Below are 23,719 nucleotides of genomic sequence, written 5' to 3' on the forward strand. Positions count from 1 at the left end.
TCGCGCCAAAGCGCCGCGAGATGCATCAAAGCCAGCGAGTCCGGTCCACCGGACACCGCAAGCAGCAGGCCGGAAAGATTTTCACACCCGGCGAACAGACGCGACGGGTCGAGGGATACTTTGGCGGACCTCAGCAAGAAGCCTTCTTCGCCTCGCGCGCCGCCGCGGTTTTTTCCGCCGCCGAGGCGTTAGGATATTTGCGCGGCAACTCCGAGAAGAAGGCGCAGGCCTGCTCCTTGGCGCCCAGGGCGTTGAGCGACACGCCGAGCTTGATCATGGCGTCGGGCGCCACCGGGCTTTTGGAATAATCGGTGGCGATCTTCAGGAACTGCTCCGCCGCCTCGCGGTGACGGCTCTGGTAATAAAAGCTCTCGCCGAGATGGTAGATCGCCGGGGCGATCAGTCGACTATGCGGATTTTTCTGCACGAAGGCGGAAAAACCCTGCTGCGCGGCGTCGTAATGCTGCGTCTTCAATTGATCCGTCGCCGCGTCATATTCGGTCTTCACCGGATCGGCCGGGGTCGCCGGCATGGCGGCGGCCGCGCCCGGTTCGACAGCGGCGAGGGTGGCGGCGGGAGCGGCGGCTTGAGTCTGGTCGCGCAGGCCCGGAGGGGTGAGATCGAGCGGGCCGCCAGGGTCGCGGCGGGTTTCCGCCGCCCTGGCCACTGGCCGGCTTCCCGAGGCGGGAGATCCGAGCGGCAGCGGCGCGCCGGGCGCGGCCGGCTGGACGTTGGGATCATAGGCGTCATGGCGGCGACCGTCGACGACGACCGGCGCGACGGGAGGAACAACCTCCGCCTGCTGCGCGCCGGCGTCCATGGCGGCGCCTTCGGGAAGTTCGCTGCGTTTTTGCGGCGGCGCTGCGGCGGGCCGTGCGACGCGTCCGGCGCCATCCTGGAAACGCGCGTCCACATCGAGTTGGAACTTGCGCAATTGATCTTCCATCCGACGGATCTGGAATTGCAACTGCTCGACCTGGCCGTTCAGCGAACGGACCTGGTTTTCCAGCCGGTCGATGCGCAAGATAGAGGAAGTGTCGCCGCCGCCGGCGCCATAGCCACCCTGTTCAACGTCGGCGGGCGGACGGTTGTAGTCCTGCCCCTGCGCCGCGGGCGCAAGGCCGATCAGCGCCGAAAACGTCGTGGCGACCATAATTCCCTTGAACAAACGTCCCGACGAAATCCTGTCCGGCGTCCAATCAGCCATGCCTTGCCCCAATCTCCGCATGAATCACTTATCTGTGAGCATATGGCCCGCCGATAAGGTCAAAAAGTGGCGTTCCGCGCTCTTGAGCGTGACGAATGCAAAAAAACTCCGGCGCCTGCGTTGCGCCGGAGTTGATTTTAGCGTTATCGCGCCAAAATCAGCTCTGGCCGCCCTTGAGCACGGTGACGGCGCGGCGGTTCTGCGACCAGCAGGAAATATCGTCGCAGACCGCCACCGGACGTTCCTTGCCATAGCTGATGGTCTTGATGCGCGAGGCGGCTACGCCGCGTGAGACCAGATAATTCTTGGCGGATTCGGCGCGGCGGGCCCCGAGGGCGAAATTATATTCGCGCGTGCCGCGCTCGTCGGCGTGACCCTCGATGGTGAAGGCGTAGGAGCCATATTGATTGAGCCAGCGGGCCTGCTTGTCGAGCGTAACCTGCGCCGCGCCATTCAATTCGGTGGAATCGCTATCGAAAAACACGCGGTCGCCGACATTGACCACGAAATCCTGCGGCGAACCCGGAGTCGCCGCGCCTGCCTGAGAGCCGACCCCTACGCCGCCGCGCCCGTCGAGGCCATTGAGGTCGGCGGGATTTTTGGCGCAGGCGCCCAGCGCCAGGACCGAAGCGACGGCCGCCGCGAATTTCAGTCCGTGAAATTTCGATCCAACAATATGCATCCGGGGCGCTCCTTTGACTGACGACCGGGGGTTCCCGTCAGTCCTAACCTGCGATCGTTAAGCGAAGGTTCTCGTAACCTTGACGAATGGTTATTTTCACGCGCCACTTCGCCGCAATGGCGCCCATGGTTAACAGAGGCTTCATGGCCAGAATGCGGCGACGGCTCACCCGAGCAGCGGACTCCACGACGGATCGGAGCCGAAAGACGGCGTCGGGACCGGAAATTCGCCGCGTCCGAAAATATCGATCATGAATAATTTCGGGCCGCCGCCGCCATTGCGGAAGAACATCACGAACAGGCCGTTGGGCGCCCAGGTCGGGCCCTCGTTATGAAAACCGTCGGTCAGGATGCGCTCGCCCGATCCGTCCGGCTTCATGACGCCGATGCCGAAGTTTCCGCCGGCCTGGCGGGTGAAGGCGATGTAATCGCCCTTGGGCGACCAGACCGGCGTCGAATAGCGACCCTCGCCGAAGGAAATGCGGTTCGCCGCTCCGCCGTTCGCTCCCATGACGTAAATCTGCTGGGCGCCGCCGCGATCGGATTCGAACACGATGCGGGAACCGTCCGGCGAATAAGAGGGAGACGTGTCGATGGCCGCGGAATCGGACAGCCGCGTCGTGGTGCGCGAGCGCAGGTCCATCGAATAGAGATTGGCCGAGCCGCCCTGCTGCAAAGACATGACGACGCGCTGGCCGTCGGGCGAGAAGCGCGGTGAAAAGGTCATGCCAGGGAAGTTGCCGACCACTTCGCGCTGGCCGGTGTCGATATTGAGCAGGAAAACTTTCGGATCCTCGGAGCCGAAAGACATGTAGGTCAGCTCCTGCGAACTGGGCGAAAAGCGCGGCGTCACGACCAGATCGTCGCCATGGGTGAGATAGCGCACATTGGCGCCGTCCTGATCCATGATCGCCAGGCGCTTCCTGCGGTTCTCGCGCGGCCCGGTCTCGTCGACATAAGCGATGCGGGTGTCGAAAAAGCCCTTTTCGCCGGTGACCTTGCTGAAAATGGCGTCGGAGACGATATGGGCGACGCGGCGGGAATTGTTCGGATCGGTGACATATTGCTGGCCGGCGGCCTGTGTGCCGTTGGCGACATCCCACAGGCGAAATTCGGTCTTCATACGCCCGTCGGCGCCGCGCGCCGAGCGGCCAGTGACGACATATTGCGCGTTGAGGGCGCGAAAGGGGTCCATGTTGGGCGCGACGTCGGGATTGACCGACCCGGCGGCGCCGGCGTCGACCGGATTGACGAACACCGAGCGCTTGAAATTATTGGTCACGATAGAAGTGAGCGATGGGCCGCCGTCGCCGGCGAAAGGGGTGACCGCGACATTGACCGGCTTGAAATCGCCGCCGCCATGCACTTCCAGCGTGCGCTGGGCGAAAGCGGCGCGGCCGACGAGGGAGCCGAGGGCGAGCCCCCCGAAAAGGGAAACGGCGGAGCGGCGGGTGGGAGTGTGCATCGAGTATTCCTGATTTCTGGCGGTCGCCGGAGTCATCCGCCGGGTGACGGAATTAGTTGAGAATCACGGGATCGAAGCCGACCTTCCAATCCTTCCACTGATCGTAGAAGGGCTGGAAACGGGCCGGAATTTTCAGCGGATTGCAGCGGCGCACCGCGCGCATCGCGCTATCGGCAAGCGCCCGTGAGACGGGATCGGAAGGCGGATTGGTCAGCACCGGTTCGCCGGCGAGCGAGCCGTCTGGCCGATAGGAGACGCGGATCCAGGGGACATATTTCGGCCCGTTAGACAAAGGCAGATAGCTCCAGCACGCCTTGTACTGTTCCATCAGCAGGCCGTTGAGGGCGTCGGACAGCGAGGGCGACATTTTCGCCGCCGAGGCGTTGGGCGCGCCGAGCGAAGCGGTCTTGTTCAATTCGCGGCCGACCGAGCCAAGCGCCTTCGGCGGCTCCCGGCTGAGCATGCGGGAAATTTCCGCCAGATCGGGCGTCCGGCGGTCGTTGCTTTCCTCGCCCGATTTCGGTTTGGCCGGCGCCTTGTCCTTGCTCTCGGCGAGCAATTTGGCGACTTCGTCCAGTTTCGGCGGTTTCGGCGCCGGTTTGGGTTCAGGCCTGGGCGTCGGCGGCTTCGGCTTCTGTTCGGCCTTTTCCGGCGGCTTTGGCCGCACGGGCGGCTTGACCGGCTCAGCGTCGTCCTTTTCCCGCTCGGCCTTGTCCTCCTGCGGCGGCGCCTTGGCGGCCGGCTTCGGCGGCGCCGGGCGCTGCGGCGGCGCGGGAGGCGTCGGAGCGGGAAGCGGCGGCGGGGTCGGCGTCGGTTGGTCTTCCGCTTCGCCGGGATCGGGCAGGCGCTTCAGCGGCGGCGGCGGGGTCGGAACGTCATGCTTGGCCTCCGGCGTCGGCGGCGTCGGCTTTGGCTCGGAAACGTCGGCGACGCGATCGACACGCGGCTTGCCGGTCGCCTCCTTGGCGGTTTTTTCGCCTTTCATGATCTGGCTGAACTGGCTGTCGGTAATGGTCTCGACCGGGATCGCCTCCTGCGCGTCGTCAAATTTCCGGTCCTGCGAAAAAGCCACAAGCATCGCCGCCAGCAATCCGAAATGAATCGCCGCCGAGAGCCCAAACCCTGGTTCGGAACGCGAAAAAGTCACCGCCGCATCAGCCTCGAAAATGAAAATTGGGGCAAAGCCCTATTTCCTCTCCTGCTCCGTCACCAGCGCGACTTTCTTGAAACCCGCCGAGGTGAGATCGGACATGACTTCCGCCACCTTTCCATAGGGCACGGATTTGGAGGCGCGCACATAGACGCGCTCGTCCGAGCCGTCCTTGGCCTGGGCCTTTACGCCCTCGATCAGGGCGCCGGCCTCGACCTTCTTGTCCATCAGGAAAATGTCGCCGTGCTCGTCGATGGCGACCGCGATCGGCTTCTTGTCGATATTCAGCTCCGCCGCCTTGGTCGACGGCAGGTCGATCGGCACGCCGGAGGAGAGCAGCGGCGCCGCGACCATGAAGATGATCAGCAGCACCAGCATCACGTCGATGAAGGGCGTCATGTTGATGTCGGCCATGGCGCGATAGCGCGGCACGCCGCGCCGGCGCCGCCCGCCGCTTCCGCCTGCGGAAAGGTTCATTGCCATTCGAAGACCTCCTCAGGCGGCGTTGTTGCGCGAGCCGGCGTGCTGGTCGATCTGCCTCGACAGGATGGCGGAGAATTCGTCAGCGAAACTCTCCATCTTGGCCTGGGTCTTGGCCACGTCGCCGGAGAGCTTGTTATAGGCGATCAGCGCTGGAATGGCGGCGAACAGGCCGATGGCGGTGGCGAAAAGCGCTTCCGCGATGCCCGGCGCGACCACGGCGAGCGAGGTGTTTTTCGAGGCGGCGATGGAGCGAAAAGCGGTCATGATGCCCCAGACCGTGCCGAACAGGCCAATGAACGGGGCGCAGGAGGCGGTGGTGGCGAGCACCAGCAGATTGGCCTCGAGTTTCTCGACTTCGCGGGCGATGGAGACGTCCAGCACTTTTTCGATGCGCGACTGCAACCCGACGAAGGAGGCGCCGGCGTTCTGGAACGAGCGTTTCCATTCGCGCATGGCGGCGAGGAAAAGCGACGCAGTGGCCGTGGTCGGGCGCGACGCGAGCGACTGATAGAGGTCTTCCAGCGAATTGCCGGACCAGAACACGCCCTCGAATTCATCCATCGCCGCGCGCGCCCGACGGATCAGCAACGTCTTGTTGATGATGATCGCCCAGCACCAGATCGAGGCGGCCAGGAGGCCGACCATCACCAATTTCACGACGAAACTGGCGCTCCAGAACATGGCGAATACGGAGCCTTCGGTCGCGGCGGCGGCCATCGGCGTGGCGATCTCATTCATGAACCTTGTTCCTCGCAATATTTCCGCGCGGCTTTTGCAGTGCAAATCGGTCATTTCTGCGGCCTGACGCGCAAAAATGCCGAAGTCGCAGTTAAGCCCGCCTTACGGTTAACAGGAGGTTACGAAGCGGGAGTGTCGGCGGAGCCCTGGACTCACCGCCCGTAACGCCGCCAATAGTCATCGAACACATCCTCGACCCGGGGCTGGCGCGGCGTCGTCGGGCGCACGATCCGGATGATGTTGAGAAAGTGGCGGTAGGTGAGGTTGTCGGAAAATCCATTGCCGCCCCATGTGCCGCATCCCATGGCCATCGAGAACGGCTGGCCATTATCGAAAGCCCCGCTGACGGCGTAACTATGGATCTGATCGACGATAACCCGGCACACCGGCAGTTCCAGGCCGAGACGCAGGATCTCCTGCGGGCTGGCGCCGTGGACCCCGACCGAATGGCCCTTGCCCTGGTAGTCGTAGATCGCCCGCACCTGAGCGATGGCCGCATCGAAGTCGGCGACGCGATAAAGCGTCAACACCGGGGAAAGCTTCTCGCCGGAGAGCGGGTGGCGGGAGCCGACATGGGTCGTGTCTTCGTGCGCCATGATGAATCGGCACGCGGCGTAGTCGTCACGATCCAGTCCAGCCAGCCGCGCCAGCCGCGGGGCGGATTGCGCGACAACGGCTGGCGACAACTTGCTCGAGGGAAACATCGCGGCCTCGAGCTGCGACCGCTCTTCGGGCGTGGCCAGCACGCCGCCCTCCGCCGCCAAGGCGGCAAGCAGGGGCCGCCAGGCGTCTCCGATCACCACCAGACTGTTTTCCGAGGAACAGCTGGTGGCGTTGTCGAAGCTCTTGGAGACGGCGATGCGGGCGGCGGTGGCCTGAAAGTCGGCATTGGGCGAGATGATGGCGGCCACATTGCCCAAACCGACGCCAAGGGCGGGCGTGCCGCTGGAATAAGCCGCGCGGACATTGGCCTGCGAGCCGGCGGCCAGCACCAGGTCCGCCTGACGCATCAATTCCATGGTGAGCGCCTTCGACGCCGGCGGCGGCAGCATCTGCGCCAGATCCGCCGGCAGCCCGACTTTCGCCAGTTCGTCATGGACGTGATCCAGCAAACGGGCGCAGACTCCGGCGCCTTTGGGAGATGGGGCCAGAATGACGGCGTTGCGCCCCTTGAGGGCGTTGATGATGTAATTGATCGGGGTAGCCACCGGATGAGTCGACGGCGTGAGGCCCGCCACCACACCGACCGGTCGGGCGATTTCGGTGATGCCGGTGTCGGGGTCGTCGGTCAGGACGCCGACCGAACGCGCGCCCCGCAGGTCTCGAAGCAGCCCCAAGGTCTTGCGGTGGTTTTTGTCAAACTTGTCGTCGACCGTCCCGAGACCGGTGTCGCGAACCGCCTGCTCGGCCAGAGCCCGATTGCGGCGCGGCTCCATGATCGCCCAGCCGGCGGCCGTTACGGCCAAGTCCACGGTTTCCTGGCTTGCCCCGGCGAAGGCCTCCTGGGCCGCGCGCGCCCTCGCGACGATAAGCCTTACCCGTGGTTCGCCTTCCTCGTCCCGCATCGACAACAGCCCTGATTGCACCTATGAACTCGTCTTAATACATACCGATCGAATTCTGGCAAACTTGCCGGCCAAAAGGCGGTGCGGACGACCCGCCCGAGAAACTCGGTCGACCGCGACGCGCCGCGATCAAAGGGAATCAGCAAAAGACCAGTTTTTCGCGGATTTCGCGCGGCAGGCGGCGCGCCTTGCCGTCCGAGACGGCGGCGATGAAGACGCGGGCGGTAAAAAGCACTTCCTCGTCTCGCCGCACAATCTGGTCAAGTTCGAGGATCGCCGCGCCGATTTTCGCCGGCTTCGTCTCCACGATCAGCAGGTCGTCCATCCGGGCGGGGCGCAAAAAATCGATGTTCATACGCGCCACGACGAAGAATAATTTCTCGCCGGCGAGGATTTCTCCCTGATGGATGTCTTTTTCACGCAACATTTCGGTGCGCGCCCGCTCGATGAAGCGCAGATAGTTGGCGTGATAGACGATACCGGAAAAATCCGTGTCCTCGTAATAGACGCGGATGGGGAATGAATGCGGCGGACTCATTTGTTTCACACTCACGACATATCAGGCGCTAAAGCGATTGACCGAATGTATCAAGCACAAAATGGTGAACCTCGGTGGATTATTTCGGGCTCTTGTACTTTGGCCACCTATTATAGCCAACCGCAGGGTCATTCGCCCTAAGGGTACGGATGAACTCGATTTCTTTGGCAGTGACTTCCGCATTGGTAGCCGATTCGGATTCCCAATTATCTGACGGCGGACAGTGAAGTCCCTGTAATCTTCGAGCGTGAAATCCGCTGCAAGGGTTTTTCTGTTTGGGCTTCCGAAATACCGCATGCTGGCTACGCGATCTTGGCCAATATAAATCTTCCCATTTGGATAGGTGAGCTTATAGATGACCTTCAATCATCCTTCTAACAACGTGAACGGCGTATCCGCTGGTATAGACGAGAAATGCAGAGCGACTGGATCGGTGTCGGTTTCGTCCATCATATCAATATCCGATTTAAATAATCCACGGCCTTAATTGGGTCGTCAAAATAGACGCGAATGGGAAGGTGTGGCGGTCCTCGCCAAAGGCGCCTTGCGCGGCCGTGACTTCCGCCGTCATGGCGCGCTCACGCGTCGTCATCGGAAAACAGGCCGATCTGCGGCGCCTGCGCCGGGACGGCGAGCCCCAGGTGCCTGAACGCCTGTGGCGTCAGCACCCTTCCACGCGGGGTGCGGTTGAGAAAACCCTGCTGGAGCAGATAGGGCTCGATGATGTCCTCGATGGCGTCGCGGGGCTCCGAAAGCGCGGCGGCGATGGTTTCGATCCCGACCGGGCCGCCGCCGAAATTGATCGCGACCATGTCGAGATAGCGCCGGTCCATCTGGTCGAGGCCAATGCTGTCGACATCGAGCAGTTTCAGCGCCCTGTCGGCCACCGCGCGGGTGACGACGGGGTCACCGTCGACCAGGGCAAAATCACGGACACGTCGCAAAAGTCGGCCGGCGATGCGCGGCGTGCCGCGCGAGCGCCGGGCGATCTCATGCGCCCCGTCCTCGCTCATCGGGCATTTCATCACGCGGGCGCCGCGCGAAACAATGCTCTGCAATTCCTCGACGTTGTAGAAATTCATGCGGATCGGAATGCCGAAACGGTCGCGCAGCGGCGTGGTCAGCAGCCCGGCGCGGGTGGTTGCGCCGACGAGGGTGAATTGCGCCAGGTCGATTTTCACCGAGCGCGCCGCCGGGCCCTCGCCGATGATCAGATCGAGCTGGAAATCCTCCATCGCCGGATAGAGTATTTCCTCGACCGCCGGATTGAGCCGGTGGATTTCGTCGATGAACAGGACGTCGCGTTCCTCCAGATTGGTAAGCTGCGCCGCGAGATCGCCGGCCTTGGCGATCACCGGGCCGGAAGTGGAGCGGAAATTGACTCCCAGTTCGCGCGCCACGATCTGCGCCAGCGTGGTCTTGCCGAGGCCGGGCGGCCCGACGAACAGCACATGATCGAGCGCGTCTTTTCGCGCTTTCGCCGCTTCGATGAACACTTTCAGATTTTTCCGCGCCGCTTCCTGGCCGGTGAAATCCAGCAGGGTCATCGGACGGATCGAGGCTTCGAGATCGTCCTCACGCTTTTCCTGCGTGACGAGGCGGGCCGTGGGGGTCATCGTGTCACCGTTCTGCCATCTCTGCCTCGGCTCGCGTCATTGCGAGGAGCGAAGCGACGCGGCAATCCAGAGGCCACAGGCTGGGTCTGGATTGCTTCGCTTCGCTCGCAATGACGGCATTGGAGCAGGCAAGGCCGTGAAAGTTCAAAATTCGCCACGCCAGATTCCCTTTTTGGCGCGAAAGCGCCACACGATCTTCTGCATCAATACCGGTCGTTCCGGTCCCGATAATTCTCTGGATTGGCGCCTTTCGCTATGCCGAAAAGCTCTTCCCGCTCGGGTACGGGAACCAGAACGACGCTCTTGCCTTTCGGCAGGAAAACAAATTCCTGTCCGGCGCGCCAGCCCTGCTGCTCGCAGATTTCCTTACGTTGAACAAGCGGGCAAAAACTCTTCAGGTGCCTTCTGGAAACTCGCGAATTGTTCCTCCGTCAGGTTTAGAGGAGGAATTTGAGGACAGTTATTATCAGGAAACCGCCATCTCCTGACAGTTACAATTTCGACGTTGCCGTGATCGGTCTTTATCCATTTGTATTGATCTGTCATTGGCGTGATCCCAATTTGAGATTAGTGCGCAGCATCCATTACTATCAATTGTCGCGCCAATAATGCCGCTTGCCCTGATCACGCGGTCGCCAATTCCTTCAGCCCGCGCCGGATCAGCGCCGGGGTTTCCGCCCCCTCGCCCAAAGCCTTCAGGCTCGCGGCTATGGCGGTCGCCGCCTGCGGGCGGCCGTAGCCGAGATTGACCAGAGCGGAAATCGCCTCCTGCGCCGCCGTCGAACCGGCAGGCGCCGCCTCCTCGCCGGCGAGACGCGCGGCGACCGGATCGACCGCGTCGAAAGCCCCCGCCTTGTCCTTCAATTCGGCGACGATACGCGCGGCGAGTTTCGGCCCGACGCCCGGCGCGCGCGACACCGCCGCCTTGTCCTGCAAGGCGATGGCGGCAGTCAGTTCCGCCGGCGTGAAAATCGAGAGGATGGCGAGGGCCACTTTCGAGCCCACCCCCTGCACATTCTGCAACAGCCGGAACCAGTCGCGCTCGGAATCCGCCAGGAAGCCGAACAGCCTTATGGCGTCCTCGCGCACCTGAGTCTCGATGGCGAGAACCGCCGCCTCGCCGGCGCGCGGCAATTTCTGCAAGGTGCGCGTCGAACAGGCCACGACATAGCCCACCCCGTGCACGTCGAGGATGACATGATCCTCGTGAAGGGAATCCACCACGCCCTTGAGTTTGCCGATCACCGTCTGCCGATCATTTTTCCGCGCCGAATCTGAGGCTGGCAGTCTAACCCGGTCCGTCTCGGCGCGAAAGGCGCGCGGCGCCCCAGATTGCGAAGATCAGAACGGCAGAACAACACGACCGTCCACCGTTCCGGCCTTCAACTCGGCGAAAACCTCGTTGATTTGATCGAGCGACCTGATGTGAACATGCGCCTTGACCTTGCCTTCGGAGGCAAATTCAATGGCTTCGGCCAAGTCTTGGCGGCCGCCGACGATCGACCCGCGCAAGGTGATGCGCTTAAGCACAACATCGAAAATGGGCGTGGCGAATTCGCCCGGCGGCAGGCCGACCAAGCTGATCGTGCCCTTGCGCCGCACATATTGGATGGCCTGAGCGAAAGCCGGCGGCGAGACCGCCGTCACCAGCACGCCATGGGCGCCGCCGCCGGTCTCTTTCACCACCTGCGCGGCCGCATCCGGCGATGAGGCGTCAATGGCGAGATCGGCGCCGAGATTTCTCGCCAAAGCCAGCTTTTCCTCGCCAACGTCCAACGCAACCACATGCAGGCCCATGGCCTTGGCATATTGCAGCGCGACGTGGCCCAGTCCGCCGATGCCGGAAACGGCCAGCCATTCGCCCGGCCTCGCCTCGGTCTCCTTGATTCCCTTATAGGTCGTCACGCCGGCGCAAAGGATCGGCGCCATGGTTTTGAAATCGACGGAAGCGGGCAGGTGAGCGACATAATCCGCCGCGCCCAGCGCGAATTCCGCGAAACTGCCATTAAAGCTGTAGCCGCTGTTGCGCTGGCTTTCACACAAAGTCTCCCAGCCGGTCAGGCAATGTTCGCAACAGCCGCAGGCGTCGTGAAGCCAGGCTATGCCCACGGCGTCGCCCTCCTTGATCCGGGTCACGCCGGCGCCGCGCGCCACGACAATGCCGGCGCCCTCGTGTCCTGGAATGAAGGGCGGACTGGGCTTGACCGGCCAGTCGCCGTCGGCGGCGTGAAGATCGGTGTGGCAGACACCGGTGGCCTTGATCTGCACCAGCACCTCGCCCGGTCCCGGCATCGGGATTGGAACTTCCTCAATGACAAGAGGCTTGCCAAGTTGGCGGACCACCGCCGCCTTCATAGTCTGGGCCATGGGAACCTCGCGGAAGGAGAAGCTCGGCGATCAAGCATCGCATTAATTTTGCGCCAAAACCTCTGGCCGTCAATGATCTCGACACTTGGGGTCGCGACGATTGCGGCCCAGAATAAACGGCTTTTTTTCCGCTTTCAGGCCAGGCCCTGAGCCCAAGCTCTTAGCTAATGATCCTGTCCGCCAATTTGCGCGCCATGGCGCGGGCGCCGCGATGCTGGGCGTGGCAGATGGCGACGGCGAGCGCGTCCGCGGCGTCGGCGCCCAGCGCCTCGCTGCGCGGCAGCAGCACTTTCACCATCATGGCGACCTGCGCCTTTTCGGCGTGGCCGGCGCCGACCACGGTTTTTTTCACCAGATTGGCGGAATATTCGGAGACATCGAGCCCGGCCAAAGCGGGGACCACCAAAGCGATTCCCCTCGCGTGACCGAGTTTTAGCGCCGATTGCGGGTCGCGGTTGACGAAAGTCTCTTCTACCGCCGCCTCGTGCGGGAGATGCGCGGCGATGACGGCGGCGAGACCGTCATGCAGCGCGCGCAGCCGTTCGGCGAGGCTTTGCCCGGTTTCGCTGTGGACTGCGCCGCAGGCGACAAAAGCGAGGCGCGAACCGTCCGCCTCGATCACACCCCAGCCGGTGTGACGCAGGCCCGGATCGATCCCCAGAATGCGCACGGCCGGCATGGCTTCCCCTCTATTCGAACAAAGGCCGCTCCCCCGGGGAGCCGCCGTCATTCCTTCGTCTTCAAGTCCTTGAGCTTGGAGAAGACGGAATCGACGTCGATCTCGTCCTCTTCCTCGGCCTGGGGCTTGGCCGCGGATGTGCCGAACACGTCTTCGTGCGAAGTGCGCTCGTAATAATAGGGCTGGGTCGTCTCTTCGCTGGGAATCAGCGTCGGGCCCTGATCCTCGACCACCGCCGGGCGATCCTTGGCCGAGCGCTGCACTTCGAAATCGAGGTCGATCTGCGAGCACAGGCCGAGCGTCACCGGGTCCATCGGCGTCAGAGCCGCCGAATTCCAATGGGTGCGGTCGCGGATCGCGCCGATCGTGGTCTTGGTGGTGCCGGCGAGGCGCATGATCTGCGCATCCTTCAGCTCGGGATGGTTGCGCACCAGCCAGAGAATGGCGTTGGGCCGGTCCTGGCGGCGCGACAAGGGCGTATAGCGCGGACCGCGATGACGCTTGACTTCCGGCAGCCGCACTTTCGACACCGCGAGCTTCAACTGGTGCTCGGGATTCTTCTCGGCCTTTTCGATTTCTTCGCGCGTCAGCTGGCCGGAAGTGATCGGATCATGGCCGCGAATGCCGGCGCCCACTTCGCCGTCGGCTATGCCCTTGACTTCGAGCGGATGCAGTTTGCAGAATTCGGCGATCTGATCGAATGTCAGCGAGGTGTTTTCCACCAGCCAGATGGCGGTGGCCTTGGGCATGAGCGGAGCGTTGCTCATTGGTCTCTCCTCGAATCTGTTCTTTACGCCGTCGGACGCGCGTTCGCACGCTCCGGCCCGGCCGAGGCTCAGCCTCAAATTTCCATTCATGACGGGAATTGCGCGAATATAAGGCGGCCCGCTCGGAAACGCAAAATATTTCCACATTTGGAATATTTTTTGGGGCGAAAAGGAGAAACAGCCATGAGCAGGGATGAGGACGAGATTTTCGCCGCCAAGAAGCCGGCGCCCAGCCAGCATGTCGTGGGCGAGCCGCTGGAACCATTGTCAGTCGAAGAACTGGGCCTGCGCATAGAACTTCTGCGCGCCGAAATCGAAAGGCTCGAAGCGGCGCGCGCGAAAAAGAGCGCCTCGCGCTCAGCCGCCGACGCGTTCTTCAAGACGTGACCTAACGTAATGTTCTCAAAGTATTTAACGGAAGAGCTGCCGATTTTAACCGCATTGTAACGCTTGACGCGTTATGCTTCCATCGTTCCCACCTTGGCGGAACAAGCGATCTCTCGCTCTTGTCTGATTCCTCCCTATGAAACAGCCTTTTAGGGGCCGCTTGCCGCGGCTCCTTTTTTGTCGTCTCCAGCGGGGGAGGGAGGTTAAGGTTAAAGAAGATTAAACAAGCAAGGCCCTTCGTTTGGCGCTATGTTCAGACATGCCGCAATCAGGCCCCACGGTCAGGCTGCCGGGCTGTTTTTGCGTTCAGTGCTTATCGGGGTTGCGCATGAATCCGTCGATCAATCCGCCAGGCTCCGCCCCGGTTTCTTTCGCTGCGCGTCTGGCGGCGTCGGACGCCTTCAAGACCATGTTTCACGAAGGCATGAATTTGGTCGAGGAGGCCGCCGCCTATCTCGACGGACCGGGACGCGAACAGGCCAGAAGCCTCGCGCGCAACGACTCCCTGGCCTATGCCGCCGAGAGCATGCGACTAACCACGCGCCTGATGCAAATTGCCTCCTGGCTGCTGCTGCAAAGAGCGGTCAACGAACGCGAACTGACCCTCGATCAGGCGGCCAGCGAAAAGCGCAAGGTCAGATTATCCTCTCAGGACCATGCGGTTGCGCCGGAAGTCTTCGCCCGATTGCCCGCGAGCCTGCGCGATCTGGTCTGCGAGAGCCTGAGGCTGCAAGCGCGCATCATCCATCTCGATCAATTGCTTTATCTCAACCTCGACGCGCCTTTCGCCGCGCCCGCGGTCAGCCCGGTCGAGGAACAACTGGCCCGCCTCCGCGCTGCATTCGGCTGAGCTTTTTCGCGCTACGATGAAATCGCGCGAGACGCGTAGAGCTGGATCAAGGCGGTGCGGCTGCCGATGCGCTAAGCTTGCTTTTTCGCGTCAGGACGCCGCACAAAGCATGGGTTCGGCGGTTAGACGCCTTCGCAGAGGCTGAGGTCATGCCCGACTCGACAATCAAGTCCGAAATCGAAAAGCTGCTTGCGACCGACCCGGTGGCCTTCTGGCGCGCAATGGCCCAGGGCGCCCTCGCCAGCCCGCTTTCGCCAACGGAGCTTGCGCCCGCCTTCACCGATGTCGCCAGCCATATGGCGCTGGCGCCCGCCTATCTCGGCGAGATCGCCCAATTGGCGCTCAAACAAGGACTGCGCTCGTTCGGCGCCGATCACACGCCGCTTTCGGGGGCCGATGATCATCGCTTCGCCGACCCCGTTTGGCGCGTTCCTCCTTTCAGCGTTTACGCCCGCAATTTCCTGCTGATCGAGCAATGGCTCAACCATTGCCTGCTGCATACGCCGGGCGTCCAGCCCAGACACGCCAAGCTCGCCGCCTTCGCGGCGCGGCAATGGCTGGACGCCTTCTCGCCCTCCAATTTCATTTGGACCAATCCCGAGGTCTTGCGCGCCACCCTCAATCAGGGCGGCCTGAATTTTCTGCACGGCCTCGATCATTTCGCGCGAGACGCGCGCCGCTACATCGCCCCGGAAGCCGTCGGGGCTGAGGAAAATTTCCTCGTCGGGCGCGATTTGGCGATTACGCCCGGAAAAGTCGTGTTGCGCAATGAATTGATGGAGCTGATCCAATATGCGCCCGCGACCTCGCAGACGCGGCCGGAGCCGCTGCTGATCGTCCCGGCCTGGATCATGAAATATTACATCCTCGACCTGACGCCGCATGATAGCTTCATCCGCTATATGGTCGGGCGCGGGTTCACCGTGTTCTGCGTTTCCTGGCGCAATCCGGGGCCGGAGCTGGCGGAGACAAGTTTCGACGATTACCGCCGCCTCGGTCCGATGGCGGCGCTCGACGCCATCGGCGCGATCTGCGGCCCGCATCCCATCCATGTGCTCGGCTATTGCCTCGGCGGCACGCTGCTGTCGATCGCCGCCGCCGCTATGGCGCGCGACAAGGACGACCGTCTGGCGAGCCTCTGCCTGCTGGCGGCGCAGACCGATTTTTCCGAACCGGGCGAATTGCAGCTTTTCATCGACGAGCCCGAACTCGACGCGCTGGACGTGATCATGGCGCGGCAGGGCTATCTCGACGCGCGCCAGATGGCCGGCGCCTTCTCGATGCTGCGCGCGCGCGATCTGGTATGGTCGCGCATGGTGAAACTCTACATGCTCGGTGAAGAGGAGCATCCCAACGATCTGATGGTGTGGAACGCCGACGCCACCCGGATGCCCTATCGCATGCATTCGCAATACCTGCGTTCGCTGTTCCTGCATAACGATCTGGCTGAGGGGCGTTTCGAGGCGGCCGGCGGCAAGGTCGACCTTGGGGCGATCGCCGCCCCGATTTTCGCGGTGGGATCTGAGTCCGACCATGTCGCGCCGTGGCGCTCGGTGTTCAAGATCCATCGGCTCAACAAGGGCGAAATCACTTTTTTGCTGGCCGTGGGCGGCCACAACGGCGGCATTGTCAGCGAGCCGGGCCATCGCCATCGCTCCTATCGCATCGCTTTCCGGCCGAAAGGCGGACCCGCGCCGGCGCCGCAGGATTTCGTCGCTCGGGCCGCGCAAAAATCCGGCTCCTGGTGGCCGGAATACGCCGATTGGCTCGAAGCCCGCTCCGGCGCCTTCGGGCCGCCTCCGACCATGGGGAAGGCCTTGTGCGACGCGCCGGGAACCTACGTGCTGGAAACCTGAGCAAATCTGAACAAACTTGATCCCTTGGATTGGAGCCTATTGGGATGAACGCGCTCGACGCCAACGCTGTCATTCTCGCCGCCGTATCGAGCGAAAACGTCATCGAAAACCGCATTTTCGCGGAAATTTCGGTCGGCGACGCGGCCAGCCTGACCCGTCAGGCGACCCGGCGCGACATCGATCTGCTCGCCATCGTCTCGGGAGATGTGAACCCGATCCACATGGACGCGGATTTCGCCCGCAACAGTCCGTTTCACAAGGTGGTGGCCCACGGCCTCTACGGCTCGGCGCTGGTCTCGGGCGTCATCGGAGCGAAACTGCCGGGGCCGGGCGGGATTTTTCTCGGCCAGGACATTCGCTACCTGCTGCCCGTTGCGGTCGGCGACACGCTGACCGTCACCGTGACGGTGAGCGCCAAGGATGAGGCCAGCGGCGAGTTGCGGCTCGATTGCCGGGGCGCCAACCAGAACGGCCAGGCGGTGCTCAGCGGAACCGCCTATGTCCGCGCGCCCACCGAAAAACTGCGTGTGCCGAGGCCCGATCTGCCCGTGGTGCGGGTGGGCGACCACGAGCGTTTCCGCGCCTTGATGGACCGGGTGCGCGGCGAGCCTCCGCTGGTGGTCGCCGTCGCCCATCCTTGCGACGCGGCGGCGCTCGGCGCGGCGGTCGAGGCGGCGCAGGCCGGCCTGATCGAGCCGATTCTCGTCGGCCCTCGCGCTAAAATTCTGGCGGCGGCGCGCGCGGCCGGGGTGGATTGCGCCCCCTACGGGCTGATCGTCGCGCCGCTATGCGGGGCGGCGGCCGCCGCCGCGGTGGCGCTGGCGCGACGTGGCGAGGCGCAGGCGCTGATGAAGGGCTCGCTGCATTCCGACGAATTGCTCCACGCAGTGCTCGATCCGCAGGAGGGCCTGCGCACCGGACGCCGGCTCAGCCATGTCTATCTGATCGATGCGCCCGGTTATCCGCGCCCGCTGCTGCTGACCGACGCGGCGGTCAATATCGCGCCCGATCTCGAAGCCAAGCGCGACATCATCCAGAACGCCGTCGATCTCGCCCATATGCTCGGCGTTGCCGAGCCTCGGGTGGCGGTGCTGTCGGCGGTGGAAGTGATCAATCCCAACCTGCGCTCGACTCTTGACGCCGCCGCCTTGTGCAAGATGGCCGATCGCGGCCAGATTACCGGCGCCCTGGTCGATGGGCCTCTCGCTTTCGACAACGCCATCAGCCCGGCGTCGGCGCGCGAAAAAGAACTGGTCTCAGCCGTCGCAGGCCAAGCCGACATTCTTGTCGTTCCCGATCTCGAAGCCGGCAACATGCTGGCCAAGCAACTGACTTTTCTCGCCGGGGCCGACGCGGCGGGGGTGGTGCTGGGCGCGCGGGTTCCGATTGTCCTGACCAGCCGCGCCGATAGCGCGCGCACCCGCCTTGCCTCCTGCGCCGTCGCCGGGTTGATTGCGCGGGCGGCGCCGCGGCCGGCGTAATCGCTTTGTCCGGTCAAGGCGGGCTGGTCCGGTCAGAGAAGGAGCTGGAGCCCCTGCCATTGCGGCGCTCCCTTTTGCGCGTCTTGAGGAACCTCGAACGTTGCGGAAAATCCGACATCGGCAAAGGTGAATTCGGCGACGCCGAAATGGCTGTATTCCACTTCCTGTTTCATGATTTTCATGCCGAGCCCCTGCCGTTTTGGCGGCTTTGCCGGCGGGCCGCCGCTTTCGCTCCATGTCAGCCTCAGCACGGGAGCGTTATCGGTTTCGCCGGGGGACACGGACCAGTTGACCGAGACCCTGCCGAGGATATCGGACAAGGCGCCATATTTGACCGCGTTGGTCGCCAACTCATCGAGGATCAAGCCGAAACTCAACGCCAGCGGCGGCGACAGCATGATTTCGGGTCCTGAAACTGCGATGCGGTCGCCGTCGGATGCGACAAAGGGCTCCAGTGCCTGGAGCGCCAGCCGCCTGAAGCTGATTTCGCCCCAGTTCCCGCGCGACAGCAGCTCGTGGGCGCGCGAGAAGGCGTGGAGCCGGTCGAAAAAACGCTGCGCGAATTGCTCGGGCGAGGCGGTGTAAGCCAGTGTCTGTCGCCCGATCGCCATGACCACCATCAGCATGTTCTGGACGCGATGGTTGAGTTCGGCGACCAGCGAGCGCTGCCGCTCTTCCGATCTGGCGGCGTCGGCGAGGGATTTGGCGAGTTCGCCATTGGCGCGCTCCAGCTCTTCCACCCTGGCGCGAAGCTCGTGGTTGTCCGTCCGCAATTCCTCGTTGACCGACAGCAACTCTGTCTTGGCGGATTCGATTTCGGCTTGCGATAAGCCCTCGGCGCCAATGTCGCTGCGCTTGCCGCCCACCGGCCACACGACGGCGCCACCGACATGTTCCGGGCCCGCAACGCGTAGACGAAAACGCCCATCGACGATGTCCAATCCGGAGTTGGGCGTGAGCAGGTAGATTTTATTCGATTGGACCCGCAAGCCGTCCGTTGCGACCTTGACGCCCAATTCGGCGTGCCGGGAGAGAATTTCGGCGAGAAACTTCTGGCGGTCGCGCGCCCGGCGGGTGACGACGACGAAGGCTGCGCCCGACTCGGCTGGAATCGACCCAAAATACTTTCCCGAGCGAAACGCTCTGGCGGAAGCGATGCCTGGGAAGGGAAATGGCGCCTCGGCTTTATGATCAGAAATTGGCATGGCGATAACTCGCGCAAAACAAACAAATGAACTTCAATAGGGTTAATAAGCCACGATTTTGACGCTTGGTCAAGGTACAGCAAACTGACGCCTACAACGTGAACTTGGCCTTTGACAATGACTATAGTCACTACACTTTACCGTTGAAGTTTTCTCTATGAGAAACAGATAATTGCACTGTATTTTCTGCAAAGCTTCAGGAGCCTTCGAGGAAAAAGGGGCGCCGACTCCCGCGGATCGGAGGGTCACCAAGAAAATCCAGAAATTCTAAAAACCAATAATCCTTTTGAGCGCCGGGTCAGTTGGTCCCACGCTTCTGCATTCGGCCAAAATAAAACGCCGCCTTGCGGCGGCGTTGGCGCTGACGACATAGGGACGAAATCACGCCGATTTCAGCTTGACCGCGAGGGCGGTGGCGCAGATGCGCCGCAGCGTTGCGGCGCCGGGGTGTTCCGTCCTGGCGAGGATTTCCTCGCTGTAATCGACGTCCATCAGCGCGTCGGCGTCGCAATCCTCGGCGGCGCGCATCAGCTGATGCAGCGCTTTCAGCCGGTAGACATTGTCGTCCATGTTGTCGCCAGCGCCGCGCCAGTCCGAGACGGCGCTGATCTTGCCGAGTGGCGTTAAAGTCTTGCTGTTCATATCTTTGGATGAGCCGATGCGCATTTTGAGTCTCGCCGTTTTTCATCGCGTTTGAAGACGATAACAACAGCGCATTGTTTCGGTTCCGTTAATGGCTAGATTAAGACCACAAAATGCCTTTGACTTGGATTTCCCGCCCTATTCGTGAACAGTTATTCACTAATATTAACAACCTATTAACAAACGCAACCCGACCATAAACAGAGCATAAGGAAAGCCCCGCCTGGGGCCAGGCGGGGCTTTTGAGGGTCGCTCCGGAGATTTGAATTATTCGGCGGCGATCTGCACCGCCGGGGCGGCTTCCTTGACCTTTGCGTCAACATGCGGCTCGAAGGTGACGAAATTGTCGCGGAACAATTTCACCAGCTTCTTCGCGGTTTCGGCGAATTCCGCTGGCGAGGCCCATGTCTTGAACGGGTTGAGGATATGCGGTTCGACGCCGGGCACCGAGGTCGGAACGGCAAGGCCGAAATAGGGGTCGGTGCGGAAATCGGCCTTGTTCAACGAACCGTCGAGGGCGGCGGAGAGCAGGCGGCGGGTGACGCGGATCGGCATGCGGCGGCCCACGCCATACTTGCCGCCGGTCCACCCGGTGTTGACCAGCCAGCAATCGACATGGTGCTTGGCGATCAGGTCGCGCAGCAGGTTGCCGTATTCCGACGGATGGCGCGGCATGAAGGGCGCGCCGAAACAGGTAGAGAAGGTCGCGGAGGGCTCGGTCACGCCCTTTTCCGTGCCCGCCACCTTGGCGGTATAGCCGGAGAGGAAATGATACATGGCCTGCGAGGCGTCGAGCTTGGCGATCGGCGGAAGGACGCCGAAAGCGTCGCAGGTCAGGAGCACGATGTTCTTCGGATGGCCGCCGCGGCCGGTGGCGGAGGCGTTGGGAATGAAGTCGAGCGGATAGGCGACGCGGGTGTTTTCCGTCTTGGTGCCGTCGTCGAAATCGGGAACGCGGGTTTCCGGATCGAGCACGACGTTCTCCATCACCGTGCCGAAACGCTCGGTGGTGGCGAAGATTTCCGGCTCGGCTTCGCGCGACAGCTTGATCGCCTTGGCGTAGCAGCCGCCTTCGAAATTGAACACGCCTTCTTTCGACCAGCCGTGCTCGTCGTCGCCGATCAGGGTGCGCGAGCTGTCGGCGGAAAGGGTCGTCTTGCCGGTGCCGGAAAGGCCGAAGAATACCGCCGTGTCGCCGGCCGGGCCGATATTGGCCGAGCAGTGCATCGGCATCGTGCCTTCGGTCGGCAGGATGTAATTGAGATAGGTGAAGACCGACTTCTTCATCTCGCCGGCGTAGCTGGTGCCGCCGATCAGCACGATTTTTTTGGCGAAATCGACCGCGATGATGGTCTCGGAGCGGCAGCCATGGCGTTTCGGATCGGCGCGGAACGAGGGCAGATCGACGATGGTCAGGTCGGCGACATGGGTGAGCACGTCTTCCGCGGAGGGCTGGATCAGCAGGTTCTGGATGAACAGCGAGTGCCAGGCGTATTCGGTGACGACGCGCGTGCGAACGCGGTGGGCCGGATCGGCGCCGCCGAACAGATCCTGCACGAACAGGTCCTTGCCTTCGGCATGGGCGATGAAGTCTTCGTAAAGGGCGTCGAAATTGGCCGGAGAGATCGCGCCGTTATTTTCCCACCACACATTGTTTTCGGTGGTTTCGTCGCGCACGACGAATTTGTCCTTGGCGGAGCGGCCGGTGTGGGCGCCCGTTTCGGCGACCAGGGCGCCGCCGGCGGCCAGGACCGACTCGTTGCGGCGCAGGGATTCTTCGTAAAGCTTCGGAGCAGTCAGGTTGTAATAGACGTCTTTGAGATTTTTGAAGCCAAACGTCTCGACCGGGAAGGCCGTATTATATATGCCCGACTGCGCCATGATTTTTTTCTCCCCAACGCGTCGCCTGACGACCCGACACGCATGATTAAAGCTGAACGTTGAAAGTCCGTTTACCCGCCGATACCGGGGCTTGCAAGCCCCCAAATTAGTAGGGCTGGCCAAAGAGAAGTATTTCAGAACGCAAGCTTAGCGGGTCGCCTCCGCCAGCGCCTCGCGCCATTGCGCCGGGTTTTCCGCCGTTCGGGTGAAGGACAGCCGGGCGCCCGCCTGTCCCGACGCAAGATCGAGACCGCCGGGATCGAGCCCGACCGCCCGCCACTGCGACAATTTGTCCTCCCCCGCGGCGGCGGCCAAGGCGGCGCGGACTTCGCGCGGCTGGGCGTTGAGTTCGTCGAGCATTGCGTCTTCGGCCTCGATCAAGCACTGCGCCGCGGCGACCGGCGCGAGCAGATCGGCGCCCCGGTAGTCGGCGGCGCGGGCGAAACCGCCATTGAGATGCGCCGCCTCAGGTTCGAGGCGCCAAAACCCGAAATCCGCGAAATCCGCGTAAAGTTCCGCTTTGGGATGCCGCCGTAGGAATCTTTTCCTCGAGCGCGCGTCGACGATGGGGGCCAGCCGGCCGACCACGGTCAGTCTCGGATGGGCGAGCGGATCGCCCTTGCCGCCTTCCGCCAGCAAAAGCGAGGCGCGCGCGTCGGCGCGAATGTTCTTGGTGTGATGGGCGAGGCTGGACAGCAAAAGCAAGGGCGCGCCGTCATGCAATGTCGCCACGCTGGTCAAGGTAGCGAAAGGATAGCCTGTGTCCTTGGCCAGGGTCGCCAGGGCGCCGACCGGAATGGCGCGCAGCAGCTTTCGCGCCAGGGCAAGACCGTCGAAACTGTTCTCGGCGAGCGGGGCAAAAGGCGATTTCAGCGGCTTGTCGGCATCGTTCATGGCGCATTCAGTCAAAACGGCGTGAATTCCTCGGCAAGACTATTATATAATCGCTGCGTCGTCGCTCTTTCGCGGCGCCGGAAGATCAAAAAAGAGGATTGCCATGCCGACCATCGCCCTTGTCGACGACGATCGCAATATTCTCACTTCGGTCTCCATAGCCCTGGAGGGGGAAGGCTATCGCGTCCAGACCTATACCGACGGCATGGCCGCGCTCGACGGTTTGAAGAATAATCCGCCTGATATGGCGATCTTCGACATCAAAATGCCGCGCATGGACGGCATGGAGTTGTTGCGCCGGTTGCGCCAGAAATCCGATCTGCCGGTGATCTTCCTCACCTCCAAGGACGAGGAGATCGACGAGTTGTTCGGCCTGAAAATGGGCGCAGACGATTTCATCCGCAAACCGTTTTCCCAGCGCCTGCTGGTCGAGCGGGTCAAGGCGATCCTGCGCCGCTCCAGCCCCAAGGAGGCGGCGGCGCAGAAGGAATCGGAAGCGAAAATTCTCGAACGCGGCCATCTCAAGATGGACCCGGAGCGTCACGCCTGCACCTGGAAGAACGAACCGGTCATTCTCACCGTTACGGAATTCCTGATCCTCCAGGCGCTGGCGACGCGGCCGGGCGTAGTCAAGAGCCGCAACGCCTTGATGGACGCGGCCTACGACGACCAAGTCTATGTCGACGACCGCACCATCGACAGCCATATCAAGAGATTGCGTAAGAAATTCAAGTTGGTGGACGACGATTTCGAAATGATCGAAACGCTCTACGGCGTCGGCTATCGTTTCAAGGAAGCGTGACGGGCGGCCGGTCGCCACTGCGCCACCCCCTCAGCTTGCGCGAGAGATAAGCTGGAATCATCTCCGGAGGAGAAAAATTGGACAGGCGCGTCGGCGCGGAACAGTCGGGAGGCGGAAGCGAACTGAGGCGCGGCGCCTGGACCCGCCTTTTTTCGCGCTGGCCCTTTTCAGCCTTGCGCTCGCTGCCGGCAAGTCCGCGCGCGAAACGGCGGGTGGTGGCGTTGCGCGCCTTCTGGCGCGGGGCCGTGTCGCGTTTTTCCTCCCCCCTGACCCGGCGCATCATCCTGCTCAATCTGGGCGGTCTCTTCGCCTTGCTGATCGGCTTTCTCTATCTCAACCAGTTCCGCCAAAGCCTGATCGACGCCCGCATCCAGAGTCTCGCCACCCAGGCCCAGATGATTTCGGCGGCCATCGCCTCCTCGGCCACGGTGGAAGCCGACGCCATCACCATAGACCCGGAAAAGC

Annotated in this window: 23 protein-coding genes; 6 read left to right on the forward strand and 17 right to left on the reverse strand. The window is 62.6% G+C overall.

From position 1 onward, the window contains the following. Nucleotides 1-130: 130 nt before the first annotated feature. From ybgF to ACLP2E_RS03830, 13 genes are all read right to left on the reverse strand, one after another. On the reverse strand, nt 131-1,207 hold the full coding sequence (ybgF, locus tag ACLP2E_RS03770; RefSeq protein WP_442465192.1) for a tol-pal system protein YbgF: 1,077 nt from the start codon (nt 1,205-1,207) through the stop codon (nt 131-133). 157 nt (nt 1,208-1,364) lie between these two features. Beyond that, the gene (pal, locus tag ACLP2E_RS03775) at nt 1,365-1,889 is read right to left on the reverse strand and encodes a peptidoglycan-associated lipoprotein Pal (RefSeq protein WP_442461929.1); all 525 of its coding nucleotides are present in this window, start codon (nt 1,887-1,889) and stop codon (nt 1,365-1,367) included. 165 nt (nt 1,890-2,054) lie between these two features. Beyond that, entirely contained in the window at nt 2,055-3,353 is a 1,299-nt protein-coding gene (gene tolB, locus ACLP2E_RS03780; protein ID WP_442465193.1) for a Tol-Pal system beta propeller repeat protein TolB, read from the reverse strand. 52 nt (nt 3,354-3,405) lie between these two features. After that, on the reverse strand, nt 3,406-4,500 hold the full coding sequence (locus ACLP2E_RS03785; RefSeq protein ID WP_442465194.1) for a cell envelope biogenesis protein TolA: 1,095 nt from the start codon (nt 4,498-4,500) through the stop codon (nt 3,406-3,408). Between the two features lie 39 nt (nt 4,501-4,539). Continuing rightward, nucleotides 4,540-4,986 (reverse strand): protein TolR, encoded by a 447-nt coding sequence (tolR, locus tag ACLP2E_RS03790; RefSeq protein WP_442461927.1) that lies wholly within the window; start codon nt 4,984-4,986, stop codon nt 4,540-4,542. Between the two features lie 12 nt (nt 4,987-4,998). Further along, nucleotides 4,999-5,724, reverse strand: coding sequence for a protein TolQ (gene tolQ, locus ACLP2E_RS03795; RefSeq protein ID WP_442461926.1), 726 nt, complete (start codon nt 5,722-5,724; stop codon nt 4,999-5,001). Between the two features lie 152 nt (nt 5,725-5,876). Next, nucleotides 5,877-7,289, reverse strand: coding sequence for an acylating sulfoacetaldehyde dehydrogenase (sauS, locus tag ACLP2E_RS03800; protein WP_442465195.1), 1,413 nt, complete (start codon nt 7,287-7,289; stop codon nt 5,877-5,879). 139 nt (nt 7,290-7,428) lie between these two features. Beyond that, nucleotides 7,429-7,827, reverse strand: a complete 399-nt coding sequence (gene ybgC, locus ACLP2E_RS03805; protein WP_442461924.1) for a tol-pal system-associated acyl-CoA thioesterase — start codon at nt 7,825-7,827, stop codon at nt 7,429-7,431. Nucleotides 7,828-8,405: 578 nt separating this feature from the next. Continuing rightward, nucleotides 8,406-9,443 (reverse strand): Holliday junction branch migration DNA helicase RuvB, encoded by a 1,038-nt coding sequence (gene ruvB / locus ACLP2E_RS03810; RefSeq protein ID WP_442461923.1) that lies wholly within the window; start codon nt 9,441-9,443, stop codon nt 8,406-8,408. A gap of 624 nt (nt 9,444-10,067) precedes the next feature. Next, complete coding sequence (gene ruvA / locus ACLP2E_RS03815; protein WP_442461922.1) at nt 10,068-10,688, reverse strand: Holliday junction branch migration protein RuvA; 621 nt, start codon at nt 10,686-10,688, stop codon at nt 10,068-10,070. A gap of 96 nt (nt 10,689-10,784) precedes the next feature. Then, complete coding sequence (gene adhP, locus ACLP2E_RS03820; RefSeq protein WP_442461921.1) at nt 10,785-11,810, reverse strand: alcohol dehydrogenase AdhP; 1,026 nt, start codon at nt 11,808-11,810, stop codon at nt 10,785-10,787. A gap of 160 nt (nt 11,811-11,970) precedes the next feature. Next, on the reverse strand, nt 11,971-12,489 hold the full coding sequence (ruvC, locus tag ACLP2E_RS03825) for a crossover junction endodeoxyribonuclease RuvC (protein WP_442461920.1): 519 nt from the start codon (nt 12,487-12,489) through the stop codon (nt 11,971-11,973). Nucleotides 12,490-12,536: 47 nt separating this feature from the next. Beyond that, on the reverse strand, nt 12,537-13,256 hold the full coding sequence (locus ACLP2E_RS03830; RefSeq protein ID WP_442461919.1) for a DUF1013 domain-containing protein: 720 nt from the start codon (nt 13,254-13,256) through the stop codon (nt 12,537-12,539). A gap of 183 nt (nt 13,257-13,439) precedes the next feature. Between ACLP2E_RS03830 and ACLP2E_RS03835 the strand changes: the two genes are divergently transcribed. The 4 genes from ACLP2E_RS03835 to ACLP2E_RS03850 all read left to right on the forward strand — a co-directional run bounded on the left by ACLP2E_RS03835 (nt 13,440) and on the right by ACLP2E_RS03850 (nt 17,830). Next, the gene (locus tag ACLP2E_RS03835) at nt 13,440-13,643 is read left to right on the forward strand and encodes a DUF1192 domain-containing protein (protein ID WP_442465196.1); all 204 of its coding nucleotides are present in this window, start codon (nt 13,440-13,442) and stop codon (nt 13,641-13,643) included. A gap of 328 nt (nt 13,644-13,971) precedes the next feature. Next, a complete protein-coding gene (gene rcdA, locus ACLP2E_RS03840; protein WP_442461917.1) occupies nt 13,972-14,493 on the forward strand; it encodes a protease adaptor protein RcdA in 522 nt (173 codons plus the stop codon). A 149-nt stretch (nt 14,494-14,642) separates the two neighbouring features. Beyond that, on the forward strand, nt 14,643-16,349 hold the full coding sequence (locus ACLP2E_RS03845; RefSeq protein WP_442465197.1) for a PHA/PHB synthase family protein: 1,707 nt from the start codon (nt 14,643-14,645) through the stop codon (nt 16,347-16,349). Nucleotides 16,350-16,393: 44 nt separating this feature from the next. Then, the gene (locus ACLP2E_RS03850) at nt 16,394-17,830 is read left to right on the forward strand and encodes a bifunctional enoyl-CoA hydratase/phosphate acetyltransferase (RefSeq protein ID WP_442465198.1); all 1,437 of its coding nucleotides are present in this window, start codon (nt 16,394-16,396) and stop codon (nt 17,828-17,830) included. A 32-nt stretch (nt 17,831-17,862) separates the two neighbouring features. On the opposite strand, the gene ACLP2E_RS03855 is transcribed toward ACLP2E_RS03850, so the two are convergent. The 4 genes from ACLP2E_RS03855 to ACLP2E_RS03870 all read right to left on the reverse strand — a co-directional run bounded on the left by ACLP2E_RS03855 (nt 17,863) and on the right by ACLP2E_RS03870 (nt 22,452). Next, a complete protein-coding gene (locus ACLP2E_RS03855) occupies nt 17,863-19,035 on the reverse strand; it encodes a sensor histidine kinase (protein ID WP_442465199.1) in 1,173 nt (390 codons plus the stop codon). 381 nt (nt 19,036-19,416) lie between these two features. Beyond that, the gene (locus ACLP2E_RS03860; protein ID WP_442461913.1) at nt 19,417-19,701 is read right to left on the reverse strand and encodes a hypothetical protein; all 285 of its coding nucleotides are present in this window, start codon (nt 19,699-19,701) and stop codon (nt 19,417-19,419) included. 243 nt (nt 19,702-19,944) lie between these two features. Next, nucleotides 19,945-21,558 (reverse strand): phosphoenolpyruvate carboxykinase, encoded by a 1,614-nt coding sequence (locus ACLP2E_RS03865; protein ID WP_442465200.1) that lies wholly within the window; start codon nt 21,556-21,558, stop codon nt 19,945-19,947. Between the two features lie 147 nt (nt 21,559-21,705). Beyond that, the gene (locus ACLP2E_RS03870; RefSeq protein ID WP_442461911.1) at nt 21,706-22,452 is read right to left on the reverse strand and encodes a HugZ family pyridoxamine 5'-phosphate oxidase; all 747 of its coding nucleotides are present in this window, start codon (nt 22,450-22,452) and stop codon (nt 21,706-21,708) included. Nucleotides 22,453-22,555: 103 nt separating this feature from the next. Between ACLP2E_RS03870 and ACLP2E_RS03875 the strand changes: the two genes are divergently transcribed. Both ACLP2E_RS03875 and ACLP2E_RS03880 read left to right on the forward strand, forming a co-directional pair. Next, a complete protein-coding gene (locus ACLP2E_RS03875; protein WP_442461910.1) occupies nt 22,556-23,254 on the forward strand; it encodes a response regulator transcription factor in 699 nt (232 codons plus the stop codon). Nucleotides 23,255-23,436: 182 nt separating this feature from the next. After that, nucleotides 23,437-23,719, forward strand: a 283-nt coding sequence (locus ACLP2E_RS03880; RefSeq protein ID WP_442465201.1) for a sensor N-terminal transmembrane domain-containing protein, incomplete at its 3' end; no start/stop codon positions are given.

It is taken from the genome of Rhodoblastus sp. (genome assembly GCF_052145335.1).
In the GTDB taxonomy this organism is placed as follows: domain Bacteria; phylum Pseudomonadota; class Alphaproteobacteria; order Rhizobiales; family Beijerinckiaceae; genus Rhodoblastus.